This is a genomic window from Sphaerisporangium cinnabarinum, assembly GCF_055567015.1.
This window is the reverse complement of the sequence record NZ_JBVHRG010000005.1, coordinates 167,433-191,165: the sequence shown is the minus strand read 5'-3', so window position 1 is coordinate 191,165 and position 23,733 is coordinate 167,433. Positions and strand designations below refer to the sequence as shown.

General features: G+C 75.1%; 20 protein-coding genes and 1 pseudogene. 10 read left to right on the top strand and 11 right to left on the bottom strand.

Annotated features, from left to right (window positions below; genetic code table 11):
• The first annotated feature begins 94 nt into the window (after positions 1-94).
• The 4 genes from rfbB to ACZ4MO_RS09565 all read left to right on the top strand — a co-directional run bounded on the left by rfbB (position 95) and on the right by ACZ4MO_RS09565 (position 4,133).
• On the top strand, positions 95-1,090 hold the full coding sequence (rfbB, locus tag ACZ4MO_RS09580) for a dTDP-glucose 4,6-dehydratase (protein WP_175009129.1): 996 nt from the start codon (positions 95-97) through the stop codon (positions 1,088-1,090).
• Between the two features lie 66 nt (positions 1,091-1,156).
• On the top strand, positions 1,157-2,599 hold the full coding sequence (locus ACZ4MO_RS09575) for a phosphomannomutase/phosphoglucomutase (RefSeq protein WP_175009130.1): 1,443 nt from the start codon (positions 1,157-1,159) through the stop codon (positions 2,597-2,599).
• A 61-nt stretch (positions 2,600-2,660) separates the two neighbouring features.
• Entirely contained in the window at positions 2,661-3,839 is a 1,179-nt protein-coding gene (locus ACZ4MO_RS09570) for a cell wall-binding repeat-containing protein (RefSeq protein WP_175009131.1), read from the top strand.
• Between the two features lie 105 nt (positions 3,840-3,944).
• On the top strand, positions 3,945-4,133 hold the full coding sequence (locus ACZ4MO_RS09565) for a hypothetical protein (protein WP_175009132.1): 189 nt from the start codon (positions 3,945-3,947) through the stop codon (positions 4,131-4,133).
• Positions 4,134-4,301: 168 nt separating this feature from the next.
• On the opposite strand, the gene ACZ4MO_RS09560 is transcribed toward ACZ4MO_RS09565, so the two are convergent.
• The 3 genes and pseudogenes from ACZ4MO_RS09560 to ACZ4MO_RS09550 all read right to left on the bottom strand — a co-directional run bounded on the left by ACZ4MO_RS09560 (position 4,302) and on the right by ACZ4MO_RS09550 (position 7,590).
• Positions 4,302-5,237 carry a glycine betaine ABC transporter substrate-binding protein gene (locus ACZ4MO_RS09560; protein ID WP_175009133.1) on the bottom strand — a complete coding sequence of 312 codons (936 nt, stop codon included), beginning with the start codon at positions 5,235-5,237 and terminating at the stop codon, positions 4,302-4,304.
• Between the two features lie 125 nt (positions 5,238-5,362).
• Positions 5,363-6,103: pseudogene (locus ACZ4MO_RS09555) on the bottom strand (ABC transporter permease); the annotation flags it as partial.
• A 125-nt stretch (positions 6,104-6,228) separates the two neighbouring features.
• Positions 6,229-7,590, bottom strand: a complete 1,362-nt coding sequence (locus tag ACZ4MO_RS09550; protein ID WP_175009134.1) for a betaine/proline/choline family ABC transporter ATP-binding protein — start codon at positions 7,588-7,590, stop codon at positions 6,229-6,231.
• A gap of 584 nt (positions 7,591-8,174) precedes the next feature.
• On the opposite strand from ACZ4MO_RS09550, the gene ahcY reads away from it, so the two are divergent.
• From ahcY to ACZ4MO_RS09525, 5 genes are all read left to right on the top strand, one after another.
• Entirely contained in the window at positions 8,175-9,728 is a 1,554-nt protein-coding gene (ahcY, locus tag ACZ4MO_RS09545; RefSeq protein ID WP_021483170.1) for an adenosylhomocysteinase, read from the top strand.
• Between the two features lie 40 nt (positions 9,729-9,768).
• Positions 9,769-10,377, top strand: coding sequence for a hypothetical protein (locus ACZ4MO_RS09540; RefSeq protein ID WP_175009135.1), 609 nt, complete (start codon positions 9,769-9,771; stop codon positions 10,375-10,377).
• Between the two features lie 82 nt (positions 10,378-10,459).
• The gene (locus ACZ4MO_RS09535; RefSeq protein WP_175009136.1) at positions 10,460-11,959 is read left to right on the top strand and encodes a sensor domain-containing protein; all 1,500 of its coding nucleotides are present in this window, start codon (positions 10,460-10,462) and stop codon (positions 11,957-11,959) included.
• A 115-nt stretch (positions 11,960-12,074) separates the two neighbouring features.
• Positions 12,075-12,734, top strand: coding sequence for a response regulator transcription factor (locus ACZ4MO_RS09530; RefSeq protein WP_034651737.1), 660 nt, complete (start codon positions 12,075-12,077; stop codon positions 12,732-12,734).
• A 156-nt stretch (positions 12,735-12,890) separates the two neighbouring features.
• Positions 12,891-14,243 (top strand): acyltransferase family protein, encoded by a 1,353-nt coding sequence (locus ACZ4MO_RS09525; RefSeq protein WP_255437263.1) that lies wholly within the window; start codon positions 12,891-12,893, stop codon positions 14,241-14,243.
• On the opposite strand, the gene ACZ4MO_RS09520 is transcribed toward ACZ4MO_RS09525, so the two are convergent.
• Positions 14,216-15,034: an RDD family protein gene (locus ACZ4MO_RS09520; protein WP_074807620.1), complete on the bottom strand. Its 819-nt coding sequence runs from the start codon at positions 15,032-15,034 to the stop codon at positions 14,216-14,218. The two genes, ACZ4MO_RS09525 and ACZ4MO_RS09520, sit on opposite strands and share 28 nt — an antisense overlap.
• Before the next feature lie 86 nt (positions 15,035-15,120).
• On the opposite strand from ACZ4MO_RS09520, the gene ACZ4MO_RS09515 reads away from it, so the two are divergent.
• Entirely contained in the window at positions 15,121-16,110 is a 990-nt protein-coding gene (locus ACZ4MO_RS09515; protein WP_085387529.1) for a stage II sporulation protein M, read from the top strand.
• A 16-nt stretch (positions 16,111-16,126) separates the two neighbouring features.
• On the opposite strand, the gene ACZ4MO_RS09510 is transcribed toward ACZ4MO_RS09515, so the two are convergent.
• The 7 genes from ACZ4MO_RS09510 to ACZ4MO_RS09480 form a co-directional block, all read right to left on the bottom strand.
• Positions 16,127-17,437 carry a DNA glycosylase AlkZ-like family protein gene (locus ACZ4MO_RS09510; RefSeq protein WP_175009137.1) on the bottom strand — a complete coding sequence of 437 codons (1,311 nt, stop codon included), beginning with the start codon at positions 17,435-17,437 and terminating at the stop codon, positions 16,127-16,129.
• Positions 17,438-17,444: 7 nt separating this feature from the next.
• Positions 17,445-17,567 (bottom strand): hypothetical protein, encoded by a 123-nt coding sequence (locus ACZ4MO_RS09505; protein WP_255179365.1) that lies wholly within the window; start codon positions 17,565-17,567, stop codon positions 17,445-17,447.
• Positions 17,568-17,710: 143 nt separating this feature from the next.
• Complete coding sequence (locus ACZ4MO_RS09500) at positions 17,711-19,003, bottom strand: DUF58 domain-containing protein (RefSeq protein WP_175009138.1); 1,293 nt, start codon at positions 19,001-19,003, stop codon at positions 17,711-17,713.
• A 10-nt stretch (positions 19,004-19,013) separates the two neighbouring features.
• Positions 19,014-19,988, bottom strand: a complete 975-nt coding sequence (locus ACZ4MO_RS09495) for an AAA family ATPase (RefSeq protein WP_209829619.1) — start codon at positions 19,986-19,988, stop codon at positions 19,014-19,016.
• A gap of 203 nt (positions 19,989-20,191) precedes the next feature.
• On the bottom strand, positions 20,192-21,457 hold the full coding sequence (locus ACZ4MO_RS09490; RefSeq protein ID WP_255437264.1) for a DUF4350 domain-containing protein: 1,266 nt from the start codon (positions 21,455-21,457) through the stop codon (positions 20,192-20,194).
• Positions 21,454-22,116, bottom strand: a complete 663-nt coding sequence (locus ACZ4MO_RS09485; protein ID WP_175009139.1) for a DUF4129 domain-containing protein — start codon at positions 22,114-22,116, stop codon at positions 21,454-21,456. Before ACZ4MO_RS09485 ends, ACZ4MO_RS09490 begins: the two co-directional genes overlap by 4 nt.
• Entirely contained in the window at positions 22,113-23,552 is a 1,440-nt protein-coding gene (locus ACZ4MO_RS09480) for a DUF7847 domain-containing protein (protein ID WP_175009140.1), read from the bottom strand. The genes ACZ4MO_RS09485 and ACZ4MO_RS09480 overlap by 4 nt, the downstream gene beginning before the upstream one ends.
• Between the last annotated feature and the right edge of the window lie 181 nt (positions 23,553-23,733).

Sequence of the window (23,733 nt, the reverse complement as noted above, 5' to 3'; positions counted from 1 at the left end):
GCCGCGGCGGGTGAAATGCCGCCGCGGACCCCGGGGCCGGGGTTCTCCGTCGATAGACTCGCCGCGCCAGGAGGACGGATCGAGGAGGTCGGCTGTGCGGGTGCTCGTGACCGGCGGCGCCGGCTTCATCGGGGCGAACTTCGTGCATCGCACGGTCGAGACGCGGCCCGACGCCGCGGTGGTCGTGCTCGACGCCCTCACGTACGCGGGGGACGCACGGTCCCTCGACCCGGTGCGCGATCGTGTCGAGCTCGTCGAGGGCGACGTCGCGGACGCCGACCTGGTGGACCGGCTCGTCGGGGAGGCCGACCTCGTGGTCCACTTCGCCGCGGAGTCGCACAACGACAACTCCCTGCGGGACCCGTCCCCGTTCGTCCGGACCAACGTCCTCGGCACGTTCACCCTGCTGGAGGCCGTGCGCCGTCACGACGTGCGGCTGCACCACGTCTCGACGGACGAGGTGTACGGCGACCTCGACCTCGACGACGTCGCGCGCTTCACGGAGGCGACCCCGTACAACCCGTCGTCGCCCTACTCCTCGACGAAGGCGTCGAGCGACCTGCTGGTGCGGGCGTGGGTGCGCTCGTTCGGCGTGCGCGCGACTATCTCGAACTGCTCCAACAACTACGGGCCGTACCAGCACGTCGAGAAGTTCATCCCCCGCCAGATCACCAACCTGCTCGACGGCGGTCGTCCCAAGGTCTACGGCGCGGGGGCGAACGTGCGGGACTGGATCCACGTCGACGACCACAACGACGCGGTGTGGGCGATCGTCGAGCGGGGCGCCGTGGGCGAGACCTACCTCGTCGGGGCGGACGGCGAGCGGTCGAACCTGCAGGTCGTCCAGGACCTGCTCGAGATCTTCGGCCGCGACCGCGACGACTACGAGCTCGTCGCGGACCGTGCGGGGCACGACCTGCGCTACGCGATCGACGCCACGCGGCTGCGCACCGAGCTGGGGTGGGAGCCGGCCTTCACGTCGTTCGGCGACGGGCTCGCCCGGACGGTGGACTGGTACCGCGACCACGAGGCGTGGTGGCGCCCGGCGAAGGCGCGGACCGAGGAGCGGTACGCGGCGGCAGGGCAGTAGCCCGCGCCGTACCCCTCCGAGCAGCCCGCCGCCGCGCGCGGCGCACCCGCCGATAGGGTGGGTGGCGTGAGCACCGACCTCTCCCACCTCATCAAGGCGTACGACGTCCGTGGCACCGTCCCGGACCAGCTCAACCCGGAGGTGGCGCGGGCCGTCGGCGCGGCGTTCGCGCAGGCCGTGGTGCTGCCGGAGGCCCCGGCCGGCACGCGGGCCAGCGCCGTGCTCGGTCACGACATGCGCGACTCGGGCCCGGAGCTCGTCGACGCGTTCGCCGCGGGGCTCACGGCCGCGGGGGTGGACGTGACGCGCATCGGGCTGTGCTCGACCGACGGCCTCTACCACGCGTCCGGGGTCCTCGGCGTCCCCGGGGCGATGTTCACCGCGAGCCACAACCCCGCCGTCTACAACGGCATCAAGCTGTGCCGCGCGGGCGCGCGCCCGGTCGGCCAGGACACGGGCCTGATCGACGTGCGGACCCTGGCGGAGGGGTACCTGGACGGCGGCCTGCCGACCGCGGCCGAGGAGCCCGGCACCGTCACGGACCGCGACATGCTGGCCGAGTACGCGGCGTTCCTGCGCGGCCTCGTCGACCTGTCGGGCATCCGCCCGCTCAAGGTCGTCGTCGACGCCGGCAACGGGATGGGCGGGCACACCGTCCCGGCCGTGCTGGGCACGGGCGCGGGCCTGCCCGCCCTGCCGCTCGACGTCGTCCCGCTCTACTTCGAGCTCGACGGGACGTTCCCGAACCACGAGGCGAACCCGCTGGACCCCAAGAACCTCGTGGACCTGCAGGCGGCCGTGGTCGAGCACGGGGCCGACCTCGGGCTCGCGTTCGACGGCGACGCCGACCGCTGCTTCGTCGTGGACGAGCGCGGCGAGCCGGTCTCCCCGTCCGCCGTCACGGCGCTGGTCGGCCTGCGCGAGGTCGCGAAGGAGCTCGAGGCCGGGCGCACCCCCACGGTGATCCACAACCTCATCACCTCGCGCGCCGTCCCCGACTTCCTCGGCGCCGCCGGAGCGCGCACGGTCCGCACGCGTGTGGGCCACTCGTTCATCAAGGCGCAGATGGCGGAGCACGACGCAGTGTTCGGGGGCGAGCACAGCGCCCACTACTACTTCCGCGACTTCTTCTTCGCGGACACCGGGATGCTGGCGGCGATGCACGTCCTCGCCGCGCTCGGGTCGCAGCCGCACGCGCTGTCCGACCTCGCGGAGATGTACGAGCCCTACGTCGCGTCGGGGGAGATCAACTCGACCGTGGCGGACGTCCCGGCGGCCCGGGCGCGCGTCGTCGAGGCGTACGTGACGCAGCAGGGGGCCGGCCCCGTCGAGGTCGACGAGCTCGACGGCCTGACGGTCTCGCACTGGGGCTCCCACCCGCAGTGGTGGTTCAACCTGCGGGCGTCCAACACCGAGCCGCTCCTGCGGCTCAACGTCGAGGCCGCGGACGAGGACATCATGGAGAAGGTGCGCGACGACGTCCTGTCGCTCGTGCGCGAAACGCGTTAGGGGAACGTCTGCCCGACCGCTACTCTCAGCGCACCCTGTACAACCGCTGAGAGGACTTCTGATGGCAACAGCCCTGCGAGGAGCGGACTTCGGCCGCCGACCCCGTGCCCGTACGCGCCGCCTCACACGTGCGCTCCTCGCGTCGACGCTGGCGCTCGCGGTCGTCGCGGGCGCGAGCGCCACCGCCGGCGCGGAGACGGCGCCGCCGTCGGAGACGGCCCCGCTCGACGGCCTGGCCGGCGCGACGACGACGTTCCACGCGACGCTCTCGGCCCGCCTGACGCCCGAGCGTCGTGCCCTCCTCGAGGAGCGCACGGCGATGCTGTCCGCCGCCGGGACCGAGAGGATCGCAGGGAAGGACCGGTACGAGACCGCCGTCGGCGTGTCCTCCGTCTTCGACCCCGGCGTGCCCGTCGTCTACGTCGCGAGCGGAGCCGGCTTCGCCGACGCGCTGAGCGCTGCGCCCGCGGCCGCGGTCCAGGGTGGGCCGCTCCTCCTGGTGCAGCCGACCGGGGTCCCGGCCGTCGTCGCGACCGAGCTCCGGCGGCTGGCGCCGCAGCGCATCGTCGTCGTCGGCGGTCCGGGAGCAGTCTCCGACGGGGTCTACCGGCAGCTCGCCGGGTACACGAACGCGATCCGTCGGGACGCCGGGGCAAACCGCTACGCGACGTCCCGGCTGGTGAGCGAGCGCGCATTCGCCGGCCAGGCCGTCGAGGTCGCCTACGTAGCCACGGGGACCGACTTCCCCGACGCGCTCTCGGCCGGCGCGGTCGCCGGGGCCTATGGCGTCCCGGTCGTCCTGGTCAACGGCAGGGCGACGGCTGTCGACGCCCCGACGAAGCAGCTGTTCCAGGCCCTCGGCGTCGGTGCCGTCGGCATCGCCGGCGGTGAGGGCGCGGTGAGCGCAGCAGTCGAGGCCGACCTCCTCGACGAGCCCTACCTCAACGGGAACGTCGTGCGGTTCGCCGGCAAGAACCGCTACGAGACGTCGGTCGCGCTGAACCGCGACGTCTTCGAGTGGGCGAACGGTGCCCTCCTCGCGACGGGCGCCGGATACGCCGACGCTCTCGCCGGTGCCGCTGCGGCCGGGTACATCCCGGTGCCGCTCTGGGTGGTCCCGAGCACGTGCGTGCCCGCTGCGGTGCTGGGCGACGGTGCGGCACTCGGCGTGAGCACGTACGTCCTGCTCGGCGGACGCGGGGTCCTGGGCGACGGCGTCGCCAGCCTGCGGCAGTGCTGACGGTCGGGCACGCGTGAGCTCCGGCCCCGTCGCGGACGGGGGCCGGACCGCTCGGGCCCGTAGACTCCTCACCGTGCTGTACCCGGACGACGGAGGAGAGCGAGCATGAGCCTGCAGATCGACCCCTGGGTGCGCGAGGCGCTGCGGTGCCCGGTGACGGGCGCCCGCCTCGTGGACGGGACGGGCCCGTCCGGGGAGCCGGAGCTGCACTCGACCGACCCGGAGCGACCGCTGGCCTATCCCGTGCGCGACGGCATCCCGGTCCTGCTGGAGGACGACGCGCGCGAGCTCTGAGGGCGCCACGCCCCGCTGCACGACCGAAGGCCGGCCCCCGCGAGGGAGCCGGCCTTCGGCGTCGGGCACCGAGGTGCCCGCACGGCTGCGGCGAACCGGGACCGCAGCCCGTCCGGGGCGGGCCCTGCAGATCCCGTCGGCAGGGCCCGTCGGCACGCGGGCGGGGCGTCAGACGCCCGCGGCCTCCTTGAGGTCGTCGACGAACGTCGGGTTCTCCTCGAGCCACGCCTCGACGGCGGCCTGCTCGTCGGCGTACTCGTCGGAGTTGAACATCATGTTCTCGAGCGAGAACAGCTGCTCGTCGTCGAGGGAGAACGCGCCGAGCATCTTCGTCAGCGTCGGGTAGCGCTCCTCGAAGTCGGACGAGCCCCACATGTGGATCTTCTCCGCCTCGCCGAGCGCGCCCTCGGGGTCCTCGAGGTCGCGGACGGGGAACTCGTCGTAGGCCCAGTGCGGGCGCCACAGCGTGACCGCGATGTTCTCGCCGCTGTCGGTCGCGCCCTTGAGCTCGGCGAGCATCGCGGGGGTGGAGGAGATGGAGTAGTCCATGTCCTCGAGGCCGTAGGTGGGGATGACCTGGTCCTGGGTGATCTCGGTCAGGCCGGCGCCCGCCTCGATGCCCACGAGCTTGTTGCCGTACTCGTCGGACATGTCCGCGAGGTCCTCGAGGGACTGCGCGGGGGAGTCCTCGTTCACCGCGATGGTGAGCTTGGCGTCGTCGTACCAGTAGCCGAGGTCGGTGATCTCGCCGCCGTACTTCTTCTCGTACGACGCGTGCGTGTAGGGCAGCCAGACGTCGAGCGTGAGGTCGAAGTCCCCGCCGACGAGGCCGGTGTAGACGACGCCGACGTCGGCGGTCTGCGTCGACACGTCGTAGCCCTCGTCCTCGAGGATGGTGGTCCACAGGTGGGAGACGGCGATGCCCTCGTCCCAGCCGGACGGGATGCCGATGGAGACCGACGTCTCGTCCTCGCCGGTCGAGGAGGCGCCGTCGCCGGAGCCGCCCGAGCCGGAGTCGGACGCGCAGCCGGTGAGCGCGAGGCCGAGGACGGCGGTCGCGGCGACGGCGGCGGTGCGGGTGGTGCGCTTGCGTGCGGGGGTCATGCGTTCCTTCCGTGGGCCTGGAGGCCCGGTCGGGGTGCCCGACGGCGGGTGCGTGGGCAGGGTCCCGGCGCGCGGCCGGGGATGGTCGGTGACGTGCTCGGTGGCGAGCTCGGTGGTGCGGCCGGTCAGACGCGCGCTGCGGCGAGCGCGCGCGCCACGGGGGCGCGGTCGCCCAGCGCGGAGGTCACGCGGTCGAGGAACATCGCGAGGATGACGACGGCGAGGCCTGCCTCGAACCCGAGGGCCACGTCGACGCGCTGGAGCGCCGCGACGACGTCCTCGCCCAGGCCGCCGGCGCCGACCATGCCGGCGATGACGACCATGGAGAGCGAGAGCATGATGACCTGGTTGACGCCCGCCATGATCGTCGGCAGGGCGAGGGGGAGCTGGATCTGACGCAGGATGCGGCCGGGGGTCGAGCCGAACGCCTGGCCGGCCTCGACCACCTCCTTGTCGACCTGACGGATGCCGAGCTCGGTGAACCGGACGCCGGGCGCCATGGCGAAGACGATCGTCGCGATGATCCCGGGGACGGGCCCGGTGAGGAAGATGACGACGGTCGGGATGAGGTAGACGAACGCCGGCATCGTCTGCATGAAGTCGAGCACGGGGCGCACGACGGCGGAGACGCGGTCGTTGCGCGCGGCCCAGATGCCGAGCGGGATCGCGATCGCGATCGCGAGGACGGCGGACAGCAGGACGAGCGCGAGGGTGTCCATCGCGTTGTCCCACTGGTTCACGCCCGCGATGAGGACGAAGCCGACGAGCGTGCCGACCGCGAGCCGCCAGCCCTTGACGAAGAACGCCAGCGCGGCGAGGGCGATCGCGACGACCCAGAACGGCGGTCCGGACAGCACGGCGTCGAGCCCGTCGTAGACGCCGACGAGGACGTCCTTGATGAACCGGAAGAGCGGGCGGAACGTGGTGGTGACCCAGCCGACGAAGGCGTCGACCCACTCGCCGAGCGGGATGCGGGGGACGAGGGTGTCGTTCACGCGGCACCGCCTTCCGTCGGGGCGGCGGCGAGCGGGGCGGTGTCCTGCACCGGCGCGTCCTGGACGACGGGCGTCTGCCCGAGGTCGATCTCGCCGGTCTTCGGCTGGTCGCCGGGGACCATGGCCTCGAGGAGCGTGACGCGGGGGACGACGCCGACGAGCCTGCCCTGCTCGTCCGTGACCGCGACCGGCAGCGGCGACTCCGCGGCGGGCGCGAAGACGTCGGCGAGCGGGGTGTCGGGGGAGACGGGCGCGACGCCCTGGCGCACGAGCCCGTCGAGGCTGTCCTGGCCCTTCTTCAGGGCCGCGACCGCGTCCTCGTCGCGCACGACGCCCTGCAGGCGGCGCTGGCGGTCGACGACGTACGCGGCCGACACCTGCGCCTCGCGCATGGTGCGGCTCGCCTGGCGGGGACCGCCGGAGAGCGGGACGACGACGGCGGGGCGGACCATGACGGACGACGCCGTGAGGACGCGCGTGCGGTCCACGTCGGCGACGAACTGGGCGACGTAGTCGTTCGCGGGGTCGGACAGGATCTGCTCGGCGGTGCCGATCTGCACGATCCGGCCGTCGCGCATGACGGCGATCCGGTCGCCGAGGTGCATCGCCTCGTTGAGGTCGTGCGTGATGAAGACGATCGTCTTGCCGAGCGTCTGCTGGAGCTCGAGGAGCTGCTCCTGCATCTCGCGCCGGATGAGCGGGTCGAGCGCGGAGAACGCCTCGTCCATGAGCAGGACGTCGGTGTCGGCGGCGAGCGCGCGGGCGAGCCCGACGCGCTGGCGCATGCCGCCGGAGAGCTGCGAGGGCAGGGAGTCCTCCCACCCGCCGAGCCCGACGAGGCCGAGCGCGGTGCGGGCCTTCTCGCGGCGCTCCGCCTTGCCGACGCCCTGGATCTCCAGGGGGTACGCGGCGTTGTCGAGCACCGTGCGGTGGGGCAGGAGCGCGAAGTGCTGGAAGACCATCGACACGTGCTTGCGGCGCAGCGCGCGCATCTGCTTGGCGTCGGCCTGGGCGAGGTCCGTGCCGCCGAGCAGCACGTGCCCGGACGTCGGCTTCCACAGCCCGTTGAGCATGCGGATGAGCGTCGACTTGCCGGAGCCCGAGAGGCCCATGACGACGAAGATCTCGCCCTGCTTCACGTCGAACGACGCGTCGATCACCGCGGCGGTGCCGAGCGGCTTGACGTCGTCGCGGCTCGCGCCCTGCTCGAGGCGGCGGATCGCCTCGACGGGGCGGCGCCCGAAGACCTTGTAGACGTCGCGGACCGAGAGCGCGGTCGCGCGGTCGTCGGTGCCGACGGGCGCGGCGCCGGAGTGCGCGGCCGGGTCGGTCGGCACGGGTGTGCTGAGAGCTGTCATGCGGTGGGTGTCGCCACCTTCCGGTCGTGGACCAGCGTCACGCCCCTCCGGAGCACCCGGGTGCGGGCGCTCGACGAGAGGGCACGGCAGGAGGCCCCGGGTGCGAGGACGTCCTCCCTGGGGTGGCGCGTCCGGCCGGTTGCCCCCGCAGGGGCCGGCGCACACAGGGCCTCACGCTGATCCGATGTCAATCGGTTCGCGCCCACCCTGCCTGATTCGAGGTTCAACTTCTACCCAGGACCCCCACGATGGGGGCGATTCCAGGACGATTCTTGACCGAACATCGTTGGAATGCTGCGGCCGAGGGCAGAACCGGGATTGTTATCCCTTCGTGATCTTGAGATGGTCAAGCGTTCGTGTTACGCGCGCGCCCGGGCGCGCGCGCCGGACGAACGGTGGCGGCGAACGCCCGGACGGCCCGCGCCCCGGCCGGACGGCGTCGGCCTCGGTAGGCTGGTGCCGGGCGGGCCGCGGTCCCGTCCCGCGCGGACGGGAGCCCCCAGCGCAGCAACCGACCAGCCATCGACGCCACCCGCGGAGCCGGCACCACCGGCCCGCAGGCGCCGAGAACGCACAGGAGAACCATGTCCACCACAGCGCAGGCCCCGACCTCCGGCGCCACGCCCGGCTTCGACGAGATCCCCGGGCGGTACAAGGTCCGCGACCTGTCCCTGGCCGAGGCGGGCCGCCACCAGCTCCGCCTCGCCGAGCACGAGATGCCCGGCCTCATGGCGCTGCGCGCCGAGTACGGGGAGTCGCAGCCGCTCGCGGGCGCACGCATCGCCGGCTCCCTGCACATGACCGTGCAGACGGCCGTCCTCATCGAGACGCTCGTCGCGCTCGGCGCCCAGGTGCGCTGGGCGAGCTGCAACATCTTCTCGACGCAGGACGAGGCGGCGGCCGCCGTCGTCGTCGGGCCGCACGGGACGCCCGAGGACCCCCAGGGCGTCCCGGTGTTCGCGTGGAAGGGCGAGAGCCTCGAGGAGTACTGGGACTGCACGGAGCAGATCCTCGTGTGGCCGGGGGACGAGTCGCCCAACCTCATCCTCGACGACGGCGGCGACGCCACGATGCTCGTCCACCTCGGCCTGCAGTACGAGCGCGCCGGCGTCGTCCCCCCGGACACGCTCCCGGGCGAGCCGGACCACACCCACGAGATGAACGTCGTGCGCGGGGTGCTGCGCCGCGCGCTCGAGGCGGACCCGCTGCGCTGGACGACGATCGCGCAGGAGATCCAGGGAGTCACCGAGGAGACGACGACGGGCGTGCACCGCCTGTACCAGCTCGCCGAGTCGGGCGAGCTGCTCTTCCCGGCGATCAACGTCAACGACTCGGTCACCAAGTCGAAGTTCGACAACAAGTACGGCATCCGGCACTCGCTGCCCGACGGCATCAACCGCGCGACCGACGTCCTCATGGGCGGCAAGGTCGCGTTCGTCGCGGGCTACGGCGACGTGGGCAAGGGCGCGGCCGAGGCGTTCCGCGGCCAGGGCGCGCGTGTCATCGTGTCCGAGGTCGACCCGATCTGCGCGCTCCAGGCCGCGATGGACGGCTACCAGGTCGCCCGGATCGAGGACGTGCTCGGCGAGGCCGACTTCTTCATCACGACCACGGGCAACAAGGACGTCATCCGCGCCGAGCACCTCGTCGCGATGAAGGACAAGGCCGTCGTCGGCAACATCGGCCACTTCGACAACGAGATCGACATGGCCGGTCTCGCCGAGGTGCCCGGGGTGTCGCGGACCGAGATCAAGCCCCAGGTCCACGAGTGGACGTTCGCGGAGCCGGGCCCTGACGGGCAGCCCGCGGGCCGCTCGGTCGTCGTGCTGTCCGAGGGCCGCCTGCTCAACCTCGGGAACGCGACGGGCCACCCGTCGTTCGTCATGAGCAACTCGTTCTCGAACCAGGTGATCGGCCAGATCGAGCTCTACCAGGACGCGACGGCCGCCGCGCGCGAAGGGCGCGAGCGCGCCTACGCGCGCCAGGTCTACCGTCTGCCCAAGGTGCTCGACGAGAAGGTCGCGCGCCTGCACCTCGACGCGCTCGGCGTCCGGCTCACCGAGCTCTCGCCGTCCCAGGCGGACTACCTGGGCGTCCCCGTCGAGGGGCCGTACAAGCCGGAGCACTACCGCTACTGAGCCCTTCCCCGAGTCGTCCGGCACGCGCCGAGGAGGTCGCATGGACCCGTCGTCCGACGAGCGCACGCCGGTCGTGCCCTCGCCCCCCGCGGGCGAGGGCACGGCGGGGCCGGTCGACGAGGTGCGCGACGAGCCGCCGCCGGGTCGGGTACGGCCGCTGTGGCACCGGGTGGGCGACCGGTGGGAGCGCGAGCCCCCGCACGACCTGCTGTACGGCGCGATCGTCGCGGGCTTCGTCATGGCGGTCTCGAGCGTGCACGCCCCGACGGGCGACCGCGTCGTGCTCGCGACGTCCCTCGTGGCGGTGGGCTACTGGCTCGCGCACTGCTACGTGGACGCGGTGAGCGGGCGCTTCCACGACACCGGGCACTCGCTGTGGGGCCGCACCGTGGTCGCGCTGCGGTCGAACGTCGGGGTGCTGCTGGGGGCGGTCCCCGGGGTCGTCGTGTACCTCGTGGCGCTCGCGGTCGGGCTCGGCGTCGAGGAGTCCGCCCTGGTGGCGGTGTGGTTCACCGTGCTCCTCCTCGGCGTCGTGGGGTTCCTCGCCGCGTTTCGTGCCGGGGCGCGCGGCGGCCGGCTGGTCGGGGAGACGCTCCTCGCCGCGGCGTTCGGCGGCGTGGTCATCGCGGTCAAGTACCTGCTGCACTGACGGCGCCCACGGGGGTTGTCCCCACCTCGGCGCGGCGGACGCCACCCTGTCGCCGCCACGCGCGCGCGCCCAGACTGGCACCATGACTGCCGTGACCCCTGACCAGCCGAGCGTCGTGCCCGCGGGCGAGCCCTCGCCCGACGCGGTCGTGCCGACGCCGCACCCTGCCGCCGCGCCGTCGTCGCCCGCGGCGGCGGGTACGCCCGGGATCCCGGGCGCGTTCGCGGGCTCGCAGCCCGACCCGCGGTACGTGGACCACCGCGAGCAGGTCGGCTTCGCTCGCGCGCCGTTCGCGGGGCGCACGTGGCGCGAGTACGGCTACCTCTCGCTCGCGCTCCTGCTCGCGCCCTTCGCGTTCTCCTACGGGCTGTTCTCCGTGGTCTTCCTCGTCGCGATGATCGTGCCCGTCCTGGGTCTCGTCGTCGCGGGGTGGGTCGTGGTCGGCGGGCGCGGCTGGGGCTCGATGTACCGGTCGCTCGCGCGGTCCCTCCTCGGGGTCGACGTAGCCGCCCCTGCCCCGTACACGCGCCGCCGCGGCTTCTGGAGCACGCTGTGGAGCGGGATCGGCGACGGTACCGGGTGGCGGGCCGTGCTGTTCCTCGTCGTGACGTTCCCGCTCGCCATCCTGTCCTTCGTCGTGAGCACGGTCTTCCTCGCCGTCGGGCTCGGCGGCATGACGCACTGGATCTGGTCGCGGTGGCTCCCGCTGCAGCAGGCCGCCGACGGGTCGTGGCACCGCGGCGCGCAGTTCGGGGTCGACTGGTACGTCGACACCCCGGCGCGCCAGCTCGGCCTCGTGCTCGTCGGAGCGCTCTTCCTGTGGGTCTGGCCGCACGTCACGCGCGCGTTCGCGCACCTCTTCCGCGTGCTCACCGTCGCGCTGCTCGGTCCCACGCTGTCCAGCCTGCGCGTCGCCGACCTCGAGGAGTCGCGCGGCCGCACGGTCGAGGACGCCGACGCGAAGCTGCGTCGCATCGAGCGCGACCTGCACGACGGCACCCAGGCGCGTCTCGTCGCGGTCGCGATGCAGCTCGGCGAGGCCAAGGAGCAGCTCGCGGCGGGTGGCGACGCGGGCGACGCGCTCGAGCTCGTCGACCTCGCGCACTCGTCGACCAAGGAGGCGCTCGTCGAGCTGCGCGAGCTCGCGCGCGGCATCCACCCGCCCGCGCTCGACAACGGCCTCGCCGTCGCGCTCGAGACCCTCGCGGCGCGCTCGCCCCTGCCGGTGACGGTCGACGTCGACCCGGCCGTCGAGGCGTCCGGCCGGCTCGCCCCCGCGGTCGAGTCCATCGCGTACTTCTGCGTCGCCGAGCTCGTCACCAACGCCGTCAAGCACGCGCGCGCGACCGGGGTGTACGTGCTCGTGGAGCGCCAGGGCAGCGGCCGCGGGGCGCGCCTGCGCCTGCGGGTGCGCGACGACGGCCAGGGCGGCGCGCGCGTCGTGCAGCCGGGCTCGGACGGGCACCGCTCCGGGCTCGCGGGACTCGCCGAGCGCGTGCGCTCCGTGGACGGCTCGTTCGAGCTCACGAGCCCCGTGGGCGGCCCGACGGTCGTCACGGTCCTCCTGCCCGTCCGGGTCTGACGTGCTGCGCACGGACGGGACGGTCCTGCCCGGGCGGCGGGGCGGCGTCGGGCAGGATGTCCTCGGGGCACCACGCCCGCCCGGGCCGCCCGGCCCGTCCGACCGGAAGGACACCATGCGGCTCGTCATCGCCGAGGACTCCGCCATCCTGCGCGACGGTCTCGTCGCGCTCGTCACCCGCCGCGGTCACGAGGTCGCGGCGGCGGTCGCGGACGGCGACGAGCTCGTCGCGCAGGTCGCGCGGCTCGCGGCGCAGGACGCGCTGCCGGACGTCGCCGTCGTCGACATCCGCATGCCCCCGACGTTCACCGACGAGGGGCTGCGCGCGGCGCTCGCGCTGCGCGCGGCGCACCCCGACCTCGGGGTGCTGCTGTTCTCCCAGTACGTCGAGACGCGGTTCGCGAGCGAGCTGCTCACGGGCGGGGCGCGCGGCGTCGGCTACCTCCTCAAGGACCGCGTCGCGGACGTCGGGGAGTTCGTCGACGCGCTCACGCGCATCGCCGCGGGCCAGACCGTCCTCGACCCGGAGGTCGTGAGCCAGCTCATGGGGGCGTCGCGTTCCGACGACGGTCTCGCGCGCCTCACGCCGCGCGAGACCGAGGTGCTCGAGCTCATGGCGCAGGGCCGGTCGAACTCCGCCATCGCGGAGGCCCTGTTCCTCTCCTACGGCGCGGTCGAGAAGAACGTCACCTCGATCTTCGGCAAGCTCGGGCTGCCGCAGGACGCCGGGGACCACCGCCGCGTCCTCGCGGTGCTGCGCTACCTCAAGGTCTGAGCGGCTCGCGGTCTGAGCGGCGGGGGACAACCCCCCGGAACCTCGGTGGACGACCGCGACGCGGTCGGGGGAACGTCCCGTACCGGGACGAACAGGATGTTTCGAGACTGGTGAGCACCGGGAGACCTCCCGGGCCCGCCGACCGAGGAGCATCCCGTGGCCGTCCTGTCGCCACCCCCCGCCCGACCCCGCGCGTCGTCGCCCGTCCGCCCGGCTCCGCCCCGGCTCCGGGACACCGCCCCGCCGGCACCGCGCCGGGACCGGCCCGGTACGGCGGCCGCGGCCGGCGACGGACCCCGCCGCCCGTCGCGCGACGTCTTCGTCGACGCGGTGCGCGCCGTCGCGACCCTCAGCGTCCTCACGGTGCACTGGCTCATGGCGGACGCGACGTGGGACGGCGAGCAGCTCCGGATCGGGAACGCGCTCGCGCACGGCGGAGGGTGGGTCGTGACGTGGGTGCTCCAGGTGCTCGCCCTGCTGTTCTTCGCGGCGGGCGCGTCGGCGGCGTACGGGCTGCGGCGGGCCGACGACCGCACCGGGACCGTGGCCTGGGGCCGGGTCGTGACCCGTCCGAGCGCGGTCGCCGACCTGGCCGACGGCGTCCGCCTCGCCGGCGCCCGGCTACCCCGCCTGCTGCGTCCGGTGGCCGTCTTCGTCGGGGCGTGGGTGGTGGCCGTCGGCGTCCTGCTGGCCGTCGGGCTCCCGGCCGACGCCGTCCGCTCGCTCGCGACGCTCGCGCCGCAGCTCCTGTGGTTCCTCGCGGTCTACCTCGGCCTCGTCGTGCTCACGCCGCTCCTGCGCCGCGCGCTGCACGCCGCCGGCTGGTGGGCCGTCGCCGGGCTCGCCGCCGCCCCGCTCGCGGTCGAGGCGCTGCGCTTCGGCGCAGGCTTCGAGCGGCTCGCGCTCGTGAACGTGGTGCTCGTGTGGGCCGTGCCGTACGCCGTCGGTCTCCTCTACGCCGACGCCCGCTCCGGCCTGCGGGTCGCGCGCCGGGGCCGCCTCGTCCCCGTCGCCGTCGTGCCGCGCCCCGGGGTGCTCGTGGCCGTCGGGCTCGCCGCGGCTGCCCTCGCCGCCCTGCTCGTGGCCGTCGGGCCCTACCCGGTCTCGCTCATCGGCATGCCGGGCGACACGATGTCCAACCTGGGGCCGCCGACCGCGCCCGTCGTGCTGCACGCCGTCGCGCTCGTCGCGCTCGCGCTCGCCGCGCGGGGACCGCTCGTGCGCTGGGCCGACGGCCGGGGACGGTCCGTCGTCCGCGGTCTCGCACGGCGCTCGATGACCGTGTACCTGTGGCACCTCACCGCGATGGTGGTCGTGGTCGGGGTCGTCCTCGTGGTGCTCGGCCAGGAGCTCCCGGCCGTGGGCGGCGCGGACTGGTGGGCGAGCCGACCCGTCTGGTTCGGCGCGTTCGCCCTCGTGCTCGTCGGGATCGCACGCGTCGTCGGGCGGTTCGAGGACGCCCCGAGGAGGCGCCCCACGCGTCAGCGCGTCGGGTCGGGCACCGAGTAGGGGAGCCGGTGGAGCAGCTCGGCCTGCTCGCGCGCGGCGGCCTGCGCGCGCTGGGCCGTCGCGCGGTCCCGGTCGCGGCGCTCGGTGAGCACGGCGAGCAGGAACGTCTCGGGGTGGGTGCCGGGCGGCGGGCCGGGCGCGACGTACCGCTCGACCTGCCCCGCGAGCTCCTGGCCGAGCCGCGCGCGCGACGCCGGGTGCAGGCGGGCGGCGCGCCCGAGGAACTGCCGGGCGGCCAGCGCGAGGCCGTCCGGGAGGCGCCGCATGTCCGCGTGCGCGGCCCACGCGGCGAGGTAGGGCGGCATCGCGAGGGGGGCGAGCGTCGGTCGCCCGCCCCGCACCCGGATCGCGTACGTGCCCGCGGCCATGTCGCCGAGCCGCTTGCCCTTGTCGTTCGTCAGCGACGCGACCAGCGCGACCGAGCCGAACGTCAGCCAGATCTCCCCGACCCCGACGAGCGCCCGCAGGAACGCGTGCCGGAACCGGACCGGGCCGCCGTCGTCGCGCACGACCCGGATGCCGAGCGCGAGCTTGCCGAGCGAGCGCCCGCGCGAGAGCGTCTCGACCGTGGTCGGGATGACGACCATGACGAGGACCGAGAAGGCGATGAGGATCGCGGTGACCATGTCGAGCTCGAGCGACCCCAACGAGGCGCCGAGCACGAAGAGCGTCGCGACGAAGAACACGAGCACGACGAGGAGGTCGAGCGCGAGCGCCAGCCCGCGCGTCGCGAACGACGCCGGTCGCGCGTCCAGGACCACGCCCTCGCCGATCACGATGCCTTCGCGCACGCCCGCTCCCGTCCTCGCCGTCGCGGGTCCTGCCCGCCCGTCGGTCGGCGCACCGGTGGCACGCCCCGTGTGGCAGGGTATCGGTCGTGGACCTCGACGCCTTCACCGACGTGCACGGCGCGGAGTGGGACCGCCTCGACGCGCTCGTCCGCCGCCGCACGCTCGACGGCGCGGAGGCCGACGAGCTCGTCCGGCTCTACCAGTCCGTCGCCACGCACCTGTCGACCGTGCGCTCCGTCGCGCCGGACCCGGTGCTCATCTCGCGCCTGTCCGTGCTCCTCGGGCGCGCCCGCACGCGCATCGCGGGGGCGCACGAGCCCGCGTGGCGGGACGTCGTGCGGTTCCTCACCGTGTCCCTCCCGGCGGCGCTCTACCGGATCCGGTGGTGGTCGGTCGGCGTGACCGCGGCCTTCCTCCTCGTCGCGGTCGTCGCGGGCGTCTGGGTCGCGACGACGCCCGAGGGCCTCGCGTCCATGGGCCCGCCCAGCGTCCAGGAGGACTACGTGAACGACGCGTTCGCGTCCTACTACGACCCGGGCGTCGACTTCGCCGCCGTCGTGTGGACGAACAACGCGCGGATCGCGGCGTTCTGCGTGGGCCTGGGGATCACGGGCGTCTTCCCCGTGTGGGTGCTGTTCCAGAACGCGGTCGGCGTCGGCTCGATCGGCGGCATGATGGCCGCGCACGGCGAGCTCCCGCTCTTCCTCCAGCTCATCGCGCCCCACGGGCTGCTCGAGCTCATGTCGATCTTCGTCGCCGGCGCCGCCGGGCTGCGGATCTTCTGGGCGTGGATCGACCCCGGCCCGCTGCCGCGCTCGCGCGCCCTCGCGCAGGAGGGCCGGGCGCTCGTCACCGTCGCGATCGGCCTCGCGATCGCGCTCGCGGTCTCCGGCGTCATCGAGGGGTTCGTCACCGGGTCGGACCTGCCGTGGTGGCTCAAGATCGCGATCGGGGCCGTCGCGCTCGCGGCGTTCTGGGTCTACACGATCGTGCTCGGCCGCCGCGCGGTCCGGGCCGGGGAGACGGGCGACCTCACGGCCGACCACGCGGGCGACGCGGCCCCCGTCGCGGCCTGACCCACGACGCCGGGCGTCAGTCGTCGAGCACGACGCGCGCCCGCGCGTGCGGCCACCCGCACCGCACCCAGTCCTCGGCGCGCGCGACGACCTCGTCGCGCACCGCAGGGTCGCGCAGGCGGTCGGCGGGGCTCGGCGCGCGGTCGTCGGACGCGCCGGGGCCGCTCGGTGCGTGCAGGGGTCGTACCTCGACGTGCACGACGACGTCCGTCCCGGCGGCCGGGAGCGTGCCGCCCTCCGGGCCCGCCGCTCGGGCACCGCGCGCGGCCGGGGTCGTTGCTCGGGCGCCGCGCGCCGCCGGGGCCGCCGGGCGGGCCGTCCAGGCGCCGGCGACGCGGCCGTCGACGAGCACCGCCGCCGCGACCTGACCGTTGACGCTCACGACGCTCGTGACCGGCAGGTCCCCGAGGACGCGCGTGCGGTCGTCGTGGGACAGGAGCAGGTTGTCGAAGTCGCCCGCGAGGACCACCGGGACGGGCTCGTCGCCCGGCGGGCGCGGCGCGTCGGGCAGGTCGAGGAGCTCGGTGCCGGCCGGGCCGGTGAACGTCACGAGCTCGGGCCGCAGCACGTCGACCGCGGCGCGCAGCCGGGTCAGGCCCGCCCAGCGCTGCGCGTCGGCCACCGACGCCGGCCCGAACGCGGCGAGGTACCGGCGCACGAGCCGCACGCGCGCCGCGAGGGTCGCGTCCGGGTCCGTGCCGTGCGCGACGGCGTCGAGGACGGCGTCGGACCGCCCGAGCCAGGCCCGCGCCGTCGTCCAGGTGGTCGTCGTGCCCGTCCCGCTCGCTCCCCACAGGCCACGGGTCGGCACCTGCACGAGCGGGAGGAGGCAGCGCGCCGCGTACGCGAGGTGCTTCGGGTCGACGTCGGGCCACCGCTGCGCGAGGCGCCGCCCGAGCTCGACCGATGTCAGAGGCTCGGCGAGCAGGTCGTCAGCGACGCGCTCGAGGTCGTCGAGGTCGACGTGCGCGAGGGCCGTCCCGTGCTGGTTGCGCGACCGCAGGTAGGTCGCCAGGGCGGGCCGGGCGAGCGCCGTCAGCTCGAGCGCGTCGTCGGCGGCGACGAGGTGCACCGTGCCGCGCAGCGTCGCCACGCGCACCGCCTGGCGGTCGAGCAGGCGGTCGCCCAGGTCGTCCGGTGTGAAGCCCGTCAGGCGTGACCAGAGCGCCGGGTACGGCGACGACGGGACCTGCGACTGCAGGCCGACGAGGTGACGCACCTCGTCGACGACGGCTGCGTCGCGCGAGGGCGCGAGGTGCTGGCGCGCGAGCAGCGCACGGTTGAGGTCGTCGTGGTTCAGCCGCGGCCCGAACCGCTCGTCGACCATCGCCCCGTCAGGACAGGACGATCGCGAGGGCCGGGACGAGGAACGTCGCGAGCAGCGCCACCACGACGATGATCGCGACGCGACGGTTGCGCCGGACGCGCTGCCGGGGGTCGGTCGGCTGCCAGGCCACGGGAGTCTCCTGAGGTCGGGATGGACGTGCTGAACGACCCTACCTCCCGCCCCTGACGGTCGGGGGAGAGGGCGCCCCTACCTCGCGCGACCGTGGCTTCGTCTCGCGCGACCACCGGCTCCGGCTCGGTGACCCCGCGGGGCTCAGAGGCGGCCGGCCGCCTTGAGCGCGAGGTAGGTGTCGGCGAGCCGGGGTGCGAGGTCGTCGGGGAGGGCGTCGACGACCTCGACGCCGCGCTGGCGCAGGACGGTCGTCACGGCGGCGCGCTCGATCTCGCCGCGCGCGGCGGCCGCGGCGTCGTAGGCCTCCGCCGTCCCGGTGCGGTCCTCGCGCAGCGCGGCGACCTCGGGGTCGCCCGCCGCGGCGAGCACGACCTGGTGCTTGGCCGTGAGCTGCCCGACGACGGGCAGCAGGCCGGACTCGACGGCGGCGGCGTCGAGCGTCGACAGGAGCACGACGAGCGCGCGCTGCGACAGGCGCTCGTGGACGGTGCTGACGAGGCCCGGCCAGTCGGTCTCCAGGAGCGCGGGCTCGAGCGGTGCGAGGGCGTCCGCCATGGCGGGCATGAGGCGCGGCCCCGCAGCCCCGGCGACGCGCGAGCGCACGGTGCGGTCGTACGCGACGAGCTCGACGCGGTCCCCGGCGCGCCCCGCGAGGGCGGCGAGCAGGAGCGCTGCCTCGATGCTCGCGTCGAGGCGCGGCGCGTCGCCGACGCGCGCCGCGGACGTGCGGGACGTGTCGACGACGATCAGCACGCGGCGGTCGCGCTCGGGCCGCCACGTGCGCACGACCATGTCCCGACCCCGCGCCGACGCACGCCAGTCGATCGAGCGGACGTCGTCGCCGATGACGTACTCGCGCAGCGAGTCGAACTCCGTGCCCTCGCCGCGCACCTGCACCGCGGCCCGCCCGTCCATCTCGCGCAGGCGTGCGAGGCGGCTCGGGAGGTGGCGCCGCGACGCGAACTCGGGGAGCACGCGCAGGCGCCCGGGCACGGGGAGCGAGGCCTGGCGCGCCGCGAGCCGCAGCGGGCCGAACGAGCGGATCGTCACGCGGTCCGCGACGCGCTCGCCGCGGCGGGTCGGGACGAGCACGGTCGTCACGCGCGTCGCCTCGCCGGGCGGCAGGTCGACGTCGTGGCGGTTGACCTGCGTCCCCGCGGACGGCGGCCACGCGTCGCGCACGAGCGCACGCAGCCGCCGCGAGGCGAGGTTCGTGAGCGTGAGCCGGGACGCCGTCGCGTCGGTGAGGCGCACGGAGCCCGCGACGCGCCGCTCGATCGCGACGCGCCGCGGCGACGCCGCGAGGGCCGCGTCGAGCGCGCACAGCGCGACGACGAGCAGCGTCCACACGAGCACCGTCCCCGGCACGGGGACGAGCAGCACGGGGACGATCCCGAGCGCCGCCAGCACGACGGCGCGCCACGTCAGGGCCACGAGCGGCGCCTCAGCGGGGGACGGGGACGGACGCGAGCACGGTGTCGAGCACGCTCTCGGCCGTCACGCCCTCCAGCTCGGCCTCGGGCCGCAGCTGCACGCGGTGGCGCAGCGTGGGGTGCGCGAGCGCCTTGACGTCGTCCGGCGTCACGTACGAGCGGCCCGAGAGCCACGCCCACGCGCGCGACGTGGCGAGCAGCGCCGTCGCGCCGCGCGGGGACACGCCGAGGGACAGCGACGGGGAGTGGCGCGTCGCGCGGCACACGTCGACGGCGTAGCCGAGCACCTCGCGCGCGACCTGGACGCGCGCGACCTCCGCGCGCGCACGGTCGAGCACCTCGCGCGCGGCGACGGCGCGCACCCCGGCGCCCGCGAGGTCGCGCGGGTCGAAGCCGGCGGCGTGGCGCGCGAGCACCTCGACCTCCTGCTCGCGCTCGGGCAGGGGCAGCACGACCTTGAGGAGGAAGCGGTCGAGCTGGGCCTCGGGCAGCGGGTACGTGCCCTCGTACTCGACCGGGTTCTGCGTCGCGATGACGAGGAACGGGTCGGGCAGCGGGCGGGGCGTGCCGTCGACCGAGACCTGCCGCTCCTCCATGGCCTCCAGGAGCGACGCCTGGGTCTTGGGAGGCGTGCGGTTGATCTCGTCGGCGAGCAGCAGGTTCGTGAAGACCGGGCCTTCGCGGAACGAGAACTCGGCGGTCCGCGCGTCGTACACGAGCGAGCCCGTGACGTCGCCCGGCATGAGGTCGGGCGTGAACTGCACGCGCTTCGTGTCGAGGTCGAGCGACGCGGCGAGCGTGCGCACGAGCAGCGTCTTGGCGACGCCGGGCACGCCCTCGAGCAGCACGTGGCCCTTGCAGAGCAGCGCGATGAGCAGGCTCGTCACGGCGCCGTCCTGCCCGACGACGGCCTTGCCCACCTCGCTGCGGACGGCGGCGAGCGCCTGGCGCAGCTCGGGCGACGGCGCGGGCGGGGCGTCGTGCACGGGGGAGGGTGCCGGCGCGGGGGTCGGTGCGGGCGCAGCAGGCGCCTGGCCCTGGCCGTACGGCGCCTGCGGGGCGGGCGCCGCCGGTCCGGGCTGGTGCGCGGGCTGGCCGGCGGCCGCGCTCACGCGGTCGGCGACGCCCTGGTCCTGGGCGGGCGGCGCGTAGCGGTCGGGCTGCGGCACGGAGCCGTCGGGGTGGTGCGTCACGAGTGGTAGACCTCGCTCTCGATCCGGTCAAGGTGACGCGCGAGCTCGAGCAGCGCCGCGTCGTCGGCGGGTGGTGGTCCGTACAGGAGCTGGGCGACCTCGTCGCCCGGCCGACCCGTCGCGCGGGCGACGGCGTCGACGACGGTGGGGGCGTCGGCCGAGCGGGGCAGGCCGAGGCGGTGCGCGAGGCGGTCGGCGGCGCTCGCGCGCAGCCCCGCGGCGGCATGGCCGCGCGCGCCCGCGCGTCGGTAGAGACGGCCGCGGCCGCGCGTCGTCTCGGCGGCGCGCACGATGACCGGCAGGTCCTCCGTGACGAGGGGGCCGAGCCGGCGGCCGCGCCACAGCACGACCACGAGCAGCACGACGAGCGCCTGCAGGGCGACGACGCCGAACCACGGCGGCAGGGACAGGGCGGGTGCCTCGTCCCCGTCGTCGGTGAGCGACGTGTCGAACGGGTCGGGCACGAGCCACACGAGGCGGTCGTGCGCGCCGAGCGTCCAGAGCGCGAGGGCGGCGTTGCCGTCCTCGGTGATCGTGTCGTTGCGCAGGACGGCGGAGGTGTCCACCGCGCGCACGGTGCGCCCGTCGGCCTCGTGCACGAGGTAGGCGCCCAGGGACGGGTCGTCGAGGGAGGGGAAGCAGAGGACGGTCGCGTCGTCGAGCGCGACGAAGCCGACGCCGTCGGAGCGCAGCGAGCCCGCGGCCTGGGCGGCCGGGTCCGCGCAGCGCGCCGGGCGTGCCGACGCGCCGGACCCCCAGTCGTACGCGAGCTCCGCGCCGCCGTCGGTCGCCGCGGCGAGCAGGTGATCGGGCGGGGCGACGAGCACGAGGTCCGTGGGGGTCCCGACGAGCGCGTCCACCTGCTCGTCGAGCAGGTAGTCGCCCTGCGCGACGAGGAGCGTGCCGCCCTCGTCGGCGGCGCGCACCGCGTCGGCGACCGTGCGCACGTAGGTGACCTCGACGCCCTGGTCGCCCAGCACCTGCGCGACGGCGCGCGCCCCGGCGGGGCCCGGGTTGTCCGGCGCGAGCGGCGTGGCCGACGTCGCGGGCCGAGCGAGCGCCGTCAGCCCGGCGAGCAGCAGCAGCGCGCCGACGACGGCGACGGGCCAGCGCGCCCGGCGCCAGCGGCCGGCGGCGCGCGAGCGGGCGGTCGTGCCGTCGCCGACGACCGGCACGTAGGCCGTCGTCACGGCCCGCGGGTCGCCCGACGCGCCGGCGGAGGGTGCCGCGCCGGGGGAGACCGGGGTCGTGGGGGCGCTCATGCGCCGTCTCCCGGCACGGCCGCGGCGAGCTCCGCGCGCAGCGCGGGACGCGTCGCGAGCGTCCGCTCGTCGAGCGCGCGCAGGAAGGCGTCCGCCTCGGGGCCGACGGTCGCCGCGCCGTACGCGACGTCGTCGAACAGGTGGGCGCCGCGCTCGAGCCCGTCCGCGACGTCGGGCAGGCGCTCGCCCGCCGTCCGCGCAGCCTCCCACGCGGTGCGTCCGGGACGCGGGTCGAGGACCGCGCGCTCCTCGAGCGAGCGCACGACGCCGCGGAAGCGCTCGAGCACGGCGGTCGCCCAGTCGCCCTGGGCCGCCGCGGCGTCGGCCGCGGCCCGCATCTCGGCCGCGGTGCGCGCGTCGTCGTCGAGCACGACGGCGGAGGCCTTCGCGCGGCGCGACAGGCGCACCGGGCCGGCCACCCAGTAGGCGATCGCCGCGACGACGGCGACCGCCACGACGACGACCACCGCCGTGAGCGGGCCGCCCAGGTCGAGCGTGGGCGCGCCGTCGAACAGCCCCTGGAGCCACTCGAGGAACCGCTGCAGGAGCGACGGGTCCGTGCGGTACTCCGGCCCGGCGAGCTCTCCGACGAGCCAGCGCCGGGCCTCGTCGGCGCCCGGCTGCACGGGCACGTCGGCCGCGAGCGACCGCACGGTCATGCGGGCGGCTGCTCGCTCGCCGCCGCGGCGAGCTCGACGTCCAGGCCCTCGCGGCGCATGCGCACGTCGATGTAGAGGAGCGCGACGATGCAGCCCATGAAGACCGACGTGAGGATCATCGAGAGCGCGACGCCGATCGCCTGCACGACGTGGTAGAGGAAGGTCTGGCCCGCCATGAGCAGGAACGAGGAGGCGAGGCTCGCGGGGTACGCGACGATCCCGGAGACGAAGCTCATCGCGACGAGGGCGAGCAGGTAGATGCCGAAGAGGCGCCAGAAGCTGCCGCGGGTGAGCAGCCACGCCCGCTTGACGGTCTGCCAGAACGGCTGCCCCTCCAGCGCGAGCGCGGGTGGCACGAGCCCGGTCCGCGTCCCGACCCAGACCATGAGCACGGGCCAGGCGAGCAGGGCGACGACGATGAGGAACGCGCCGAGCCCTTCGGAGACCGCGAAGCCCGCGACGACGAGGAGCGTGGCCAGGCCGAGCGCCACGGACGCGGCCAGCCCGGTCAGCAGGGGGAAGGCGATGAGGAACCACGTGCGCCGTCCCACCTGGGACCAGACCTCGCCGACGCCGGCCTTGCGCCCGATCGCGGACTGCCCGACGGAGACGGTGAGGAGTCCCGCGATGACGGGAGCGGCGAAGAACGTCGTCACCTGGATCCCGAAGGAGCTGGCGAGCGTCGTGGCGAAGCTCTCGTCGAAGCCGGGGAACGTGGCCTCGTCGAGCACGACGTCGAAGTACTGGGCGACGTAGCCGGAGAACGCCCAGCCCAGGAAGGTCCCGAGGAGCGTCGCCACCACGACGACGAGCGCGCTCATGCCGAGCACGACCCGGGGGTTGTGGCGGATCGCGCCGAACGCGCCGTCGAAGATCTCGCCGAGCGACAGCGGGCGCAGCGGGATGATGCCGGGCTTCGCGGCGAGCGGTGCGTAGGGTGCGCCCGCGAGGCCGGGAGGCGGGCCGTAGCCCGGCGCGCCGTACTGCTGCTGCCCGTACTGGCCCTGCCCGTACTGGCCCTGCCCGTACTGCTGCTGGCCGTAGCCGGGCTGTTGTCCGTAGCCGGGCTGCTGACCGAATCCCGGCTGCTGCTGGCCGTCACCGGGCTGCTGGCCGTAACCCGGCTGCTGGCCGTAGCCGGGCTGGCCGTAGCCCGGCTGTCCCGGAGCGGCGCCCGGGGCACCCCACGCGCCGGGTGCGGGCGGCTGGTCCGGCGGGGTCTGCTGACCGGGCTCGTGGCCGGGTGCGTACTGGCCGTACCGCGGCTGGGGGGCCGGCGAGCCGGGGGCCCCGTAGCCGGGGGCGCCGTACGACGGCGCGCCCCAGCCGCTCGCGTCGCCGCCCGGACCGGGCGCGGCGGGCGGCGTGGGGCCGGGGGCCGTCGTCGGGTCGGGCGTGGCACCGTCCGGCGTGCCGGAGGTGTCGGGTGTGCTCATGTGCTCGTGGTCCCCCGCGGTCGGCTCGGGCGTCGGTCCAGGCCGCCGGGCGAGGATCGGCAACGGCGGCGAGGCCACCCTAGTACGCGGCCCTGCGCGTCGGCCGCCCGGCCCGCACCGTCGGCGGCGCCCGCCCACGGGTTCACCCTCGCCGCGGGCCCCGGCCGCCCCGAGGTCGGGC

Bases quoted from the DNA above. Each gene is read 5' to 3' on its own strand.
- ACZ4MO_RS09535 (WP_175009136.1), top strand. From the start codon at position 10,460: ATGACTGCCGTGACCCCTGACCAGCCGAGCGTCGTGCCCGCGGGCGAG.
- ACZ4MO_RS09540 (WP_175009135.1), top strand. From the start codon at position 9,769: ATGGACCCGTCGTCCGACGAGCGCACGCCGGTCGTGCCCTCGCCCCCC.
- ACZ4MO_RS09565 (WP_175009132.1), top strand. From the start codon at position 3,945: ATGAGCCTGCAGATCGACCCCTGGGTGCGCGAGGCGCTGCGGTGCCCG.
- ACZ4MO_RS09480 (WP_175009140.1), bottom strand. From the start codon at position 23,552: ATGAGCACACCCGACACCTCCGGCACGCCGGACGGTGCCACGCCCGAC.
- ACZ4MO_RS09550 (WP_175009134.1), bottom strand. From the start codon at position 7,590: ATGACAGCTCTCAGCACACCCGTGCCGACCGACCCGGCCGCGCACTCC.
- ACZ4MO_RS09490 (WP_255437264.1), bottom strand. From the start codon at position 21,457: ATGAGCGCCCCCACGACCCCGGTCTCCCCCGGCGCGGCACCCTCCGCC.
- ACZ4MO_RS09560 (WP_175009133.1), bottom strand. From the start codon at position 5,237: ATGACCCCCGCACGCAAGCGCACCACCCGCACCGCCGCCGTCGCCGCG.
- ACZ4MO_RS09485 (WP_175009139.1), bottom strand. From the start codon at position 22,116: ATGACCGTGCGGTCGCTCGCGGCCGACGTGCCCGTGCAGCCGGGCGCC.
- ACZ4MO_RS09510 (WP_175009137.1), bottom strand. From the start codon at position 17,437: ATGGTCGACGAGCGGTTCGGGCCGCGGCTGAACCACGACGACCTCAAC.
- ahcY (WP_021483170.1), top strand. From the start codon at position 8,175: ATGTCCACCACAGCGCAGGCCCCGACCTCCGGCGCCACGCCCGGCTTC.
- ACZ4MO_RS09570 (WP_175009131.1), top strand. From the start codon at position 2,661: ATGGCAACAGCCCTGCGAGGAGCGGACTTCGGCCGCCGACCCCGTGCC.
- ACZ4MO_RS09530 (WP_034651737.1), top strand. From the start codon at position 12,075: ATGCGGCTCGTCATCGCCGAGGACTCCGCCATCCTGCGCGACGGTCTC.